We start from the raw sequence: 9,878 nt of genomic DNA on the forward strand, positions 1-9,878 counted from the left end.
AAAATTAATGCGGTATTGTAACAGCTAAATTTTTATTTATCAAGTTATAATTATTATATTATCGCAAAATAATATTTTTCCAATAACAAAAAATTATTAAGCATTAAGCACAAGAAATAAATAGCATAAAAAAACCTATCATTTTACTGATAGGCTTTTTTATTAAAATAAAATTAATGTCTTAATTATTGAGCTGCAGTATTATCAGTAGTAGTTGATGAAGAACCGCCATTATCACCTGAAGAAGGTTTAATATTTTTTATAGCATCAACAGCAGCTTGTCTAACAACTATAAAATATTGATCATTTTGAGCTAAATCTATCAAATCACTTAGAGCAGCCTGATCGCCTATTTTACCTAAAGCAACAGCAGCTTCATAAACAATAGCTTGAGTTTTAGCTAATCTTAATTGGAAAAGCAAAGCAGCTACGCCTTTAGGACTTCCTATTTCACCTAATGCCTGAGCAGCAGCTATTATATTAGAAGTTTCTTGTTCAGAATATAACATTTGAGATATATATTCCACAGAAGTTTCTGATTTAGCAGCTTTAGCAGCCTGTAAAGCCTGATAGCGAACCATAGAGTCAGAATTTTGAGTAGTAGGAGCATTCAAACCATAACTTACATATCTGTTAATTGCTTCTAATAAAGTTTCTGAATTAGCACCTTTTTCACTTAAAGCTTTGAAGCATAAAGCTTTAACTTGAGGAGAGCCTCCCTCTATAGCTGATATTAAAAGTCTTTCATCTTGGCTAGCCAAAGCATCTACAAAATTTTGAGACAACTCTTCTCTTGGTTTATTACCTGTAGATTCTGTTGTTGTTTCAGTAGTATCTTGAGCAAAAACAGATGATAAAGAAAATGCAAACATTAATGTTACGATAAATATTTTCTTGAGCATTATACAACCCCTTAATATATTAAGTTCTACTAATAATACTATTATTAGCCAATAATTGCAAGCAAATTTAATAAATTTATAAAAAATAATTATACCAAAAACGGCATATAAATAGATTTGTTTCAAAACTCAATTTCTTAATACTTATAGTTTTTTTATTTAGTATTTTTTTAGTTATAGTTGGGGCTTTGCTGCGAAGCACACAGTCGTGCCAAACCCCACTTATTTTGTGACGCTATTCCCTTGCTCTGTGTGCTGTAGACAGGTGCGGCACAAAAAAGTAAAAAATACTGTATGTTTATATACTAAAATAATAATTTATACAACAAGTAAAACATTATATTTGTAGTTTTAAAATTAAATAATTTTTATAATTAACTTTGTCAAGCAGTTTTAAAACAAGTCTAATATATAAAATGAATTTACATATTCTTTTTATTTTTTACATTATATTTGTTACAAATTCTTTAATAATCTCTTGCAAAAAGATGTTTTATATTTATAATTATTAGTATACATAATATAACATATACACCCAAAAATAAAAACTCATAATATGTAATGGAGGATATTATGAAAAAAATCATCAATAATATAAACGACATAATAACAGAAGAACTTGGCGGAATGCAGAAAGCATATAATGATTTAATAAAAGTAAATTATGATCCTATATTTGTAACGAGAGCTTCTAAAAGCAGTAAAGTGGCTTTAATTTCAGGAGGCGGATCTGGACATGAGCCTTTGCATGCAGGTTTTGTAGGATACGGAATGCTTGACGCTGCATGCCCTGGTGAAATATTTACTTCTCCTACACCAGATCAAATGGAAGAGGCTGTTAAAGCTGTAAATTATGAAAAAGGGGTTTTATTTTTGGTAAAAAACTATACTGGAGACGTAATGAACTTCCAAATGGCTGAAGATCTATGTAAAGCCGAAAATATTGATGTTAGAAGTGTTATTATAGATGATGATGTCTCTGTAAAAAATAGTTTATACACCACTGGAAGAAGGGGAGTAGGTGCTGCAGTATTTTTTGAAAAGATTTGCGGAGCTTCTTCTGAAAGAGGTGATAATATAGATAAAGTTTTGGAATATGCTAATTACTGCAAAGAAAATGCACGTTCTATGGGTATGGCTTTAACTTCATGCACTGTACCTGCTGTTGGAAAACCTACCTTCGATATATCTGATGATGAAATAGAAATGGGAATAGGAATACATGGAGAGCCAGGAAGAGAAAGAATAAAATTAATAAGCTCTCAAAAAATTGCTGAAACTATGATGGAGGCAATATGTTCTGACATACCATACAAAACTGGAGATGAAGTTATATGTATGGTTAATGGTATGGGTGCTGCTCCTTTGATGGAACTTTATATATTATACAATGATGTTCACAAAATAGCTGAAAAAAAAGCATAAAAATAGTAAGAAATCTTACCGGAAATTATGTTACTTCTATAGATATGGCAGGAGCTTCTATAAGTTTAATAAAAGTTAATGATGATATATTAAAATTATGGGATTATCCTGTTCATACTGCAGCTTTAAGATGGGGTATGTAATAAAAATAAATAAATCTTAAATTAAATAAAAGGGGATATTGATGTATAATAGCATAAAAATAAAAGAATGGCTTATTAATCTCTCTAAAGTTTATGATGAAAATAAGGATTATCTTACAAAACTTGATGCTGATATAGGAGATGCTGATCATGGGATAAATATAAGCAGAGGTTTTGGTTTTGTAAGAGAGGCACTTACTAAAGATGAAAATACTTCTATATCATCTATATTCAAACAAACAGCTGCTATGCTTATAAAAAATGTAGGCGGAGCTTCAGGACCTCTATACGGCACATTCTTTCTTAATGCTGTAAGTATATCTTCAAATAAGGAAGAATTATCATTAAATGATATAGCAGAAATATTTAATAAAGGTACAAATGCTATATCTGCACTAGGAAAATCAAAAGCTGGTGAAAAAACTATGCTTGATACCTTATATCCTGCAGTAGAAGCTATGAAAAATAATGCTGATAATTTAGAAAATTTCAAAAAAGAAGTGCTAAGATCTGCAGAAAATGGAATGAAATCTACAATCGATATGATAGCTACTAAAGGAAGAGCCAGTTATTTGGGAGAGAGAAGCAAAGGACATCAGGATGCAGGTGCTGCTTCTTCTTATATGATGATAAAAGAATTGATAAATATATTATAAAATATTAAAAAATAAAAGTATTAAAAGGAATTAATGTGGTTAGTTTAATATTTGTTTCACATAGCTATGATCTTGCTAAAACGACAGTTGAATATATAAAAAAAGTTACAAATACTGATATACCTATAGCTTTTTCTGGAGGAAGCGGAGATGATCATAAAGAGCTTGGTACTGATGCTGTAGAAGTTTTTAATGCTATAGAAAGTGTGTATTCTGATGATGGGGTTATAATATTCTGTGATTTGGGAAGTGCATTGATAAGTTCTGAACTTGCTTTATCTATGCTTGATGAAGAAAAAGCAAAAAATGTAAGAATGACTTCAGCTCCATTTATAGAAGGAGGCATTAATGCAGCTATACAGTCATCTTTGGCTAAAAATATTGATGAGGTTATTAATGAATCACTTGAAAGTTTAACTCCTAAAATATCATATTTTAAAGATAAATTAGATTACTCTATCAATAATAATGATTTGCTTGAAGATATAGAGTTTAAAGATTATATAAAAGGCGAATATAAAATACTTTTAGAAAATGGTTTTCATGCAAGACCAGTATTTATGTTTATTAATATAATAGCTAACTCAAAAAGTAAAGTATTTATTTCTAATAAAACAAAACATAAGCCGCCTGTATCTGCTGACAGTATAACTAAAGTAACATTGCTCAATATAGAATACGGCGATGTAATGGAGATTTATGCTAAAGGTCCTGATGCTGAAGATGTACTTGAAAGATTTGAATATTTAGTAAATGGAAAAATTGAAACAAAATATAAAACTCAGTCATCAAAAGATATAGAAAGTGATTATAAAGTCGTATGTGATGGATTTGTAAGCGGCAAAGCTATGTATATGTATTTTGATATAAATGTCAAAAAAGAGTATGTAAAAGATATAGAAGCTGAAAAAGAGAAATTTCAATCAGCAATTGAAAATGTAAAAAATGATCTTCTCGAACAAAAAAGCATTATAGAAAAGAAAAAATTGCAGAATAATGAATATTTAATATTTGAAACATATATATCAATGCTTTTTGATGATTATGCCCTAAAAGAAGTTTATAGTTTAATAGAAAATAAAAAATATTCAGCTGCTTATTCATACAATAAAGTTATGAGAAATATATTTAAAAGTTTTGATTCATTAGATGACGGATATATCAAAGAGAGAAAATATGATGTAGAAGATATACTTTATCAGGTGTTAAAATACTTATTGGATGTAAAAATAAACTTACCAGAAGAAGATAATGTGATACTTATAGTTGATAATATATATGCTTCCATAGTAACAGAAATAGGACAAAATATAAAGGGTATTATATCTATTAATGGAAGCGCTATGTCTCATGCTGCTATATTATTAAGATCATTGAATGTGCCTTATATTATATTTCCATATGCTATGCAGTTAAAGGGGAAAGAAATAGTAATAGATACTAAAAATAAAGACGGTAAAGTTATTTATTTAAAAAATAGATAAAAATTACAAATATGATGTTTTACATGTTGTATAATTTCTTATTATAGTGTATAAAAGTGCATTCTTTTGATTATTTACGGCAGTCCTATAGGAGTACGCCAAGCAGATGCAAGTGATTTTGCAGCAAAGCTGTAATCAAAAAAATATTAAATTAAAAAATTATAAGTATTAACAAATTGGGTTTTGAAACAAGTCCATTTTACATTAACAAATGTCTATTGTTATTATAGGTATGTAATGTTATATAAAAACTGGAATAAAAAATGAACATCAATATCAATACTCTGATTATAGTTATAATAGTAGCTGTTGTTATATTGTGGCCTATTATCAAAAAAATTACAAAAAATATAAAAATAGAAAACTCTGAAAGCATACATATAGCCTGCCTTTACGGTGATTTGTCTAAAATAAAAAGACTTCTTGCTTCTGGAATAAATATTAACTCTAAAGATTTCAGCAATAAAACTCCTTTAATGTATGCAGCAGAAGACGGAGCTATAGATACCATTGACTTTTTAATAAGAAATGGTGCTAATATTAATGATACTGATGTTAGAGGAGACAGTGCTTTAATTATAGCTGTAAAAAACAACAATATAAAAGCCTCTCAATTATTAATAGAACATGGTGCAGATTTGAATATCAAAAATGAGGATAATAAAGATGCTTTAAATATTGCTAAAGATTTGGGATATAAAGAAATTACAGATTTTATAGAAAATAAAGCAAACTAAAAAGAGGTATTTAAATAAATATAAACACCTCTTTAAAAAATTATTAATTATTGTTATTGCTTCTTGTTATATTAGTAGAGCCGCATATAGGACAATGTGATACTGAATCCTCTATTATGTCATCAATTTGAGTTATATCATCATCTTCGGATATATTGATTTCTTTATCATCTACTGCCCAGAAATTTGAACAGTCTTTACAGTAAAAATGAATTAAATATTCTCTGTATGTAGGATAATTTCCCTCTATTTTTCTATATCCATCTATAATATTATGAGCCATACTTCCTCCAATTTTTAATATAAACAGAATTTAAGAATTTTTATAAAAAAGTCAATCAATATATTAATCAAATAATACATAAATTCTCTTTTTTGTATAAAAAAATCATAAATTACTATTTATTTCAATTTTTAATTACATAATACAAACAAAACATACATAAAATTGTAAAATATATTATATTTTTTATATATTAATTTTACTTTTTATATAACTGTATGTTTTATTATTATCCAAAAATAACAAGGAGGTAAAGTATGATAAAAAATACTAAACTTTTCATCTCTGCACTATTTCTAACTATTTTATCAGCTTCAATATTGACAGCAGCAGACATGCCTATACAGGCGAATCAGCTTCCAAAAAAAGCTCAAGACTTTATAAGTGCTAATTTTGCTAATGACCCTGTTGTATATGCTGAACAAGACAGAAATAGTTTTAAAGCAGAACTACAAAGCGGAATAGAAATTGATTTTGATAGAAATGGTGATTGGACTGATGTAGCTTCTGAACGTACTCCTTTGCCTATTAACTTTATACCTGCTAATATCATAAATCCAGTACAAGCAAAATATCCTCAAGTTCCAGTACTAGAAATAAGCAAAGAATATAATAGCTACAAATTAAAATTAGGAAATAACAGGGAAGTTTATGTTGATAACAGCGGTAAAATAGTAGGTGATAAATTAGACTGATAAACTTAACTAAAAAATAATAAAAAGCTGGTATTTTTTTATGCCAGCTTTTTTATTGCAAAAATACATACACTTATTTTTACTTAATATTGTATTTATTTACTTTTTCTTTACTTTTCATATAAAAAAGTAAATTTTTATTAATTTTAACGTAAAAAATATTGACAAAAATCTGTTTTTTTACTATACTGTAGTTATAATAAAAAAACAAAAAAAGGAGCGATTTTTTTATGAAAAGAAAATTAAAACAAATTATTTTACTAGCATCTGTAATGATGTTATCAATTGCAAGCGTATTTGCAGCAGACATGCCTATACAAGCAAATCAGCTTCCAAAAAAAGCTCAGGACTTCATAAGTGCTAATTTTGCTAATGACCCTGTTGTATATGCTGAACAAGACAGAAATAGTTTTAAGGCAGAACTTCAAAGCGGAGTAGAAATTGACTTTGACAGAAACGGTGATTGGACTGATGTAGGCTCTGAACGTACTCCTTTGCCTACAAAATTTATACCTGCAAATATAATGAAAGCTGTTGAAGGAAAATATCCTCAAGTTCCAGTATTAGAAATAAGCAAAGAATATTTAAGCTACAAATTAAAACTAGGAAACAATAGAGAAGTTTATGTTGATAACAGCGGTAAAATAGTAGGCGATAAATTAGACTAATAGTTAAATATTAAATAACTAAAAAGGACTTATAATTATTTTCATAAGTCCTTTATTTTTTATAAATATTTAATTATTTCACATTAGGATCAAATATACTGTCTTCTGTCAATAAATCTTTGTATTCTGTAAGATAATAAGCTATAAGTTCCTCAACCTGTTTTTTATATTTATCTTTTAAACTTGGCTTAGTACCGATTATTGCATCTTTCCATAGTATTTTATTTAAAATGTCAGTTACTACGCCCTGAAGAGTATAAGGAACTTTATATTCCCCTACATGATGAAAACCTATATTATGCATATGCTCATGAAACATTAAACCTGCTGTATTAGCATATGCTTGACTTTGCATATAAGTATAATAGTCCCCAAACATAACATCTTCCATACTGCCCCATTTACCTGTGCTAAATCCTACCCATTTTCCTATAGGTATTTGACTTTCTGCCTGAAGTCCATGACGCAAATATCTTAATTTTCCTTGTTCACCTGTACCAGCACCAGCAGCAGTACCCATCTTTACATATACAAAATTATATTTAAGCGAACGAACAGTATCTATAACTTTTTTAGCATCGTATTTTTCACCTACTTTTAGTACATGTCCGTCATAGCTGTCATTTACAGAAGAACCTAATTGAGCATCTGCTGCTTTTATACGTTCTGCAAACTCTTCAGTATTAACTGCAAGTCTAATAAGTGCCATACATACTAACATATATTTTTTTTCATCTACTGTAATAGTAGTGTATTTTGTTAATCTGCTGTCTATTTCAAAATGATCTATACCTACCTGCCAGTAAGGATATTTTTTATCTATAGTTTCTTTACTAAAATCATCTGGTTTTAATGCACTATTAGTACATCCTAAAACAGATAATAATACCAAACTAAATACAAATAATTTTTTTATCATATATCTCTCCTTAAATTAATTGTTAGGAAGTATTTTAACACCTACCTGAAAACCTATATCAAAACTAGATACTGTTTGTTTAGTAAGTGCGGCAATATTCTGATTAGCAATAGTTTGATTATTTATAGAAGATTTTTTTAATGATAAGCCGAAATCTCCTCCTATATATCCGCCCAATACTAATGCAAATTTATTATCCGTATAAACAGAATAATCTACAGAAAATCTAATATAACCCATTGCCTGAACTTTAAACAAATCTTTTACTTGAAAAGCATTATAATATTCTATGTTTCTATCGATATTCTTATTCTTATAGTCCGTATATGATGAGATTGATCTTGAATATAATGGAATTTTCACCCCTAAATTTAATCCGAATGAAAACTTTTTCCAATTAAATTTAGGATATATTCCTATAGCTAAACTTTCAAGCGTATAATTTAGTGTATTTTTATAATTTTTATCCGTACTTTTTCTATAAAAAGAAAATTCATCATGGGCATATCCTAATTCCCCAAGAACACTAACACTCATATCTTTATTCATTTCAAATCTGTAGCCTATATGAAATGAAGCCCCAGCATCAAACCCTACAGCAGATTTTCTCTCAAACTGTTTTACCGCTGTTTCAAAATTATCCTGCTGCTGTTTAGTAGGATTTTTATTAGTTAGAGAATAACTGTTTAACCCCACACTCATTCCAATAGGAACAAATATACCTATCTCTATTCCGCTTTTAGCAAAAAGACTGCTTGCTGAAAATAGAAGCAATATTATAAATATATTTAATAATTTTTTCATAATTTTCTCTGTTATTATTTTTTTACTTATATGATTTTTTTACTTAAATTAATTCATAGGTCTTATTCTAGTGCCTATTTGAATTCCTAAATCCACACTAGACATATTACCTATAGGAACATCTACCTGAGTACCGCTGATTTTTCCCACATTACTAGGATATTTTAAAGCGAAGTCATATCCTAAATATGCCCCTACAACAAAATCAAATTTCTTAGATGTATATACCGCATAATCAATAGTTATTTTTAAATATGGTATTATATTAGAAGAAAAATAATCTTTATAATTTTTTGTATCAAGCATTTTAATAGATTCTGTAGAATATCCTAAAAGTTTATTATAGCTGGAATCATTGAATGTACCGCTTATAATAACTTTAAGTCCGAATCCTATACCTAAAGAAAATCTTTGATAATTAAATCTAGGAAGTACACCTATGAGAATACTATCAAAATTATAGTATTTATACTTCTGCATTCTTAAAGCTAATGAATTAGTATTAATACTTCTGCATTCTTAAAGCTAATGAATTAGTATTAATACTTCTGCATTCTTAAAGCTAATGAATTAGTATTAATATCATTTGCTCTATAATTAAGAGTATCTCTGCTGTATCCGAACTCTCCCATAAAACTAAAACTCATATCGTTGTTAAGCTCTAGTCTGTATCCCGCCTGAAACAAAACTCTTGCTTCAAAACCAACCTGTGAAGTCATTGTATTATTGCTTATATAGCTGTTATAAGTATTGCTTTGAGCTTTATTTAGACTTGAAGGCGGTTTATTATAATAATGAAATTCCTACACCTATTCCCATAGGCACAAAAACACCTAATTCAAGCCCGCTTTCTGCAAACACAGCAGAAGTAAAAGCAAATAATACCAATAATATTTTTGCTGCTTTCATCTTTATCCTTTCTTTAATATAATTTTTATAGTATCATATGTTAACATATTATTCAAGCATTTTTTTACATTTAAAACAAATAAGGTATATTTTATAAATATAACAATTAAATAAAAATAAACAAAAAATAAATTGCGTAAAAAAAATTATATTATATATACCTAAACAAATATGATTTGTCAAAAAATAAATTTTTAAATTTTAGTATTTGTGGGGACTAGCCCTGCGAAGCACACAGTCGTGCTACACCCCC

At 28.2% G+C, this 9,878-nt stretch carries 12 protein-coding genes and 1 pseudogene; 6 read left to right on the top strand and 7 right to left on the bottom strand.

Features of this window, described 5'->3' with window-relative positions; genetic code table 11:
• Positions 1–185: 185 nt before the first annotated feature.
• A complete protein-coding gene (locus Q1X91_RS08385) occupies positions 186–902 on the bottom strand; it encodes a HEAT repeat domain-containing protein (protein WP_300755777.1) in 717 nt (238 codons plus the stop codon).
• 627 nt (positions 903–1,529) lie between these two features.
• On the opposite strand from Q1X91_RS08385, the pseudogene dhaK reads away from it, so the two are divergent.
• The 4 genes and pseudogenes from dhaK (at position 1,530) to Q1X91_RS08405 (ending at position 5,347) form a co-directional block, all read left to right on the top strand.
• A pseudogene (gene dhaK / locus Q1X91_RS08390) lies at positions 1,530–2,470 on the top strand (dihydroxyacetone kinase subunit DhaK).
• A 41-nt stretch (positions 2,471–2,511) separates the two neighbouring features.
• Complete coding sequence (gene dhaL, locus Q1X91_RS08395) at positions 2,512–3,126, top strand: dihydroxyacetone kinase subunit DhaL (RefSeq protein ID WP_300755779.1); 615 nt, start codon at positions 2,512–2,514, stop codon at positions 3,124–3,126.
• Between the two features lie 35 nt (positions 3,127–3,161).
• Entirely contained in the window at positions 3,162–4,610 is a 1,449-nt protein-coding gene (dhaM, locus tag Q1X91_RS08400) for a dihydroxyacetone kinase phosphoryl donor subunit DhaM (protein ID WP_300755782.1), read from the top strand.
• Positions 4,611–4,879: 269 nt separating this feature from the next.
• Positions 4,880–5,347: an ankyrin repeat domain-containing protein gene (locus Q1X91_RS08405; protein ID WP_366945506.1), complete on the top strand. Its 468-nt coding sequence runs from the start codon at positions 4,880–4,882 to the stop codon at positions 5,345–5,347.
• 43 nt (positions 5,348–5,390) lie between these two features.
• Here Q1X91_RS08405 and Q1X91_RS08410 read toward each other — a convergent pair whose 3' ends face one another.
• The gene (locus Q1X91_RS08410) at positions 5,391–5,630 is read right to left on the bottom strand and encodes a hypothetical protein (RefSeq protein WP_013114642.1); all 240 of its coding nucleotides are present in this window, start codon (positions 5,628–5,630) and stop codon (positions 5,391–5,393) included.
• Between the two features lie 257 nt (positions 5,631–5,887).
• On the opposite strand from Q1X91_RS08410, the gene Q1X91_RS08415 reads away from it, so the two are divergent.
• Positions 5,888–6,325, top strand: a complete 438-nt coding sequence (locus Q1X91_RS08415; RefSeq protein ID WP_300755788.1) for a PepSY-like domain-containing protein — start codon at positions 5,888–5,890, stop codon at positions 6,323–6,325.
• Positions 6,326–6,555: 230 nt separating this feature from the next.
• Positions 6,556–6,993, top strand: coding sequence for a PepSY-like domain-containing protein (locus tag Q1X91_RS08420; RefSeq protein WP_300755791.1), 438 nt, complete (start codon positions 6,556–6,558; stop codon positions 6,991–6,993).
• A 73-nt stretch (positions 6,994–7,066) separates the two neighbouring features.
• On the opposite strand, the gene Q1X91_RS08425 is transcribed toward Q1X91_RS08420, so the two are convergent.
• From Q1X91_RS08425 to Q1X91_RS08445, 5 genes are all read right to left on the bottom strand, one after another.
• Positions 7,067–7,912 (bottom strand): hypothetical protein, encoded by an 846-nt coding sequence (locus tag Q1X91_RS08425; protein ID WP_300755793.1) that lies wholly within the window; start codon positions 7,910–7,912, stop codon positions 7,067–7,069.
• Positions 7,913–7,927: 15 nt separating this feature from the next.
• Positions 7,928–8,716 (bottom strand): outer membrane beta-barrel protein, encoded by a 789-nt coding sequence (locus Q1X91_RS08430; RefSeq protein WP_300755795.1) that lies wholly within the window; start codon positions 8,714–8,716, stop codon positions 7,928–7,930.
• A gap of 48 nt (positions 8,717–8,764) precedes the next feature.
• Complete coding sequence (locus Q1X91_RS08435; protein ID WP_300755797.1) at positions 8,765–9,196, bottom strand: hypothetical protein; 432 nt, start codon at positions 9,194–9,196, stop codon at positions 8,765–8,767.
• A 59-nt stretch (positions 9,197–9,255) separates the two neighbouring features.
• Positions 9,256–9,435 (bottom strand): hypothetical protein, encoded by a 180-nt coding sequence (locus Q1X91_RS08440; protein ID WP_300755799.1) that lies wholly within the window; start codon positions 9,433–9,435, stop codon positions 9,256–9,258.
• A gap of 67 nt (positions 9,436–9,502) precedes the next feature.
• Positions 9,503–9,625: a hypothetical protein gene (locus Q1X91_RS08445; RefSeq protein ID WP_300755802.1), complete on the bottom strand. Its 123-nt coding sequence runs from the start codon at positions 9,623–9,625 to the stop codon at positions 9,503–9,505.
• Between the last annotated feature and the right edge of the window lie 253 nt (positions 9,626–9,878).

The organism is uncultured Brachyspira sp. (assembly GCF_949287625.1).
Taxonomy (GTDB): domain Bacteria; phylum Spirochaetota; class Brachyspiria; order Brachyspirales; family Brachyspiraceae; genus Brachyspira.

Coding starts and splice junctions, on each gene's coding strand:
- Q1X91_RS08430 (WP_300755795.1), bottom strand. CDS start 8,716: ATGAAAAAATTATTAAATATATTTATAATATTGCTTCTATTTTCAGCA.
- Q1X91_RS08445 (WP_300755802.1), bottom strand. CDS start 9,625: ATGAAAGCAGCAAAAATATTATTGGTATTATTTGCTTTTACTTCTGCT.
- Q1X91_RS08415 (WP_300755788.1), top strand. CDS start 5,888: ATGATAAAAAATACTAAACTTTTCATCTCTGCACTATTTCTAACTATT.
- Q1X91_RS08385 (WP_300755777.1), bottom strand. CDS start 902: ATGCTCAAGAAAATATTTATCGTAACATTAATGTTTGCATTTTCTTTA.
- Q1X91_RS08425 (WP_300755793.1), bottom strand. CDS start 7,912: ATGATAAAAAAATTATTTGTATTTAGTTTGGTATTATTATCTGTTTTA.
- Q1X91_RS08420 (WP_300755791.1), top strand. CDS start 6,556: ATGAAAAGAAAATTAAAACAAATTATTTTACTAGCATCTGTAATGATG.
- Q1X91_RS08435 (WP_300755797.1), bottom strand. CDS start 9,196: ATGCAGAAGTATAAATACTATAATTTTGATAGTATTCTCATAGGTGTA.
- Q1X91_RS08440 (WP_300755799.1), bottom strand. CDS start 9,435: ATGACTTCACAGGTTGGTTTTGAAGCAAGAGTTTTGTTTCAGGCGGGA.
- Q1X91_RS08410 (WP_013114642.1), bottom strand. CDS start 5,630: ATGGCTCATAATATTATAGATGGATATAGAAAAATAGAGGGAAATTAT.
- dhaL (WP_300755779.1), top strand. CDS start 2,512: ATGTATAATAGCATAAAAATAAAAGAATGGCTTATTAATCTCTCTAAA.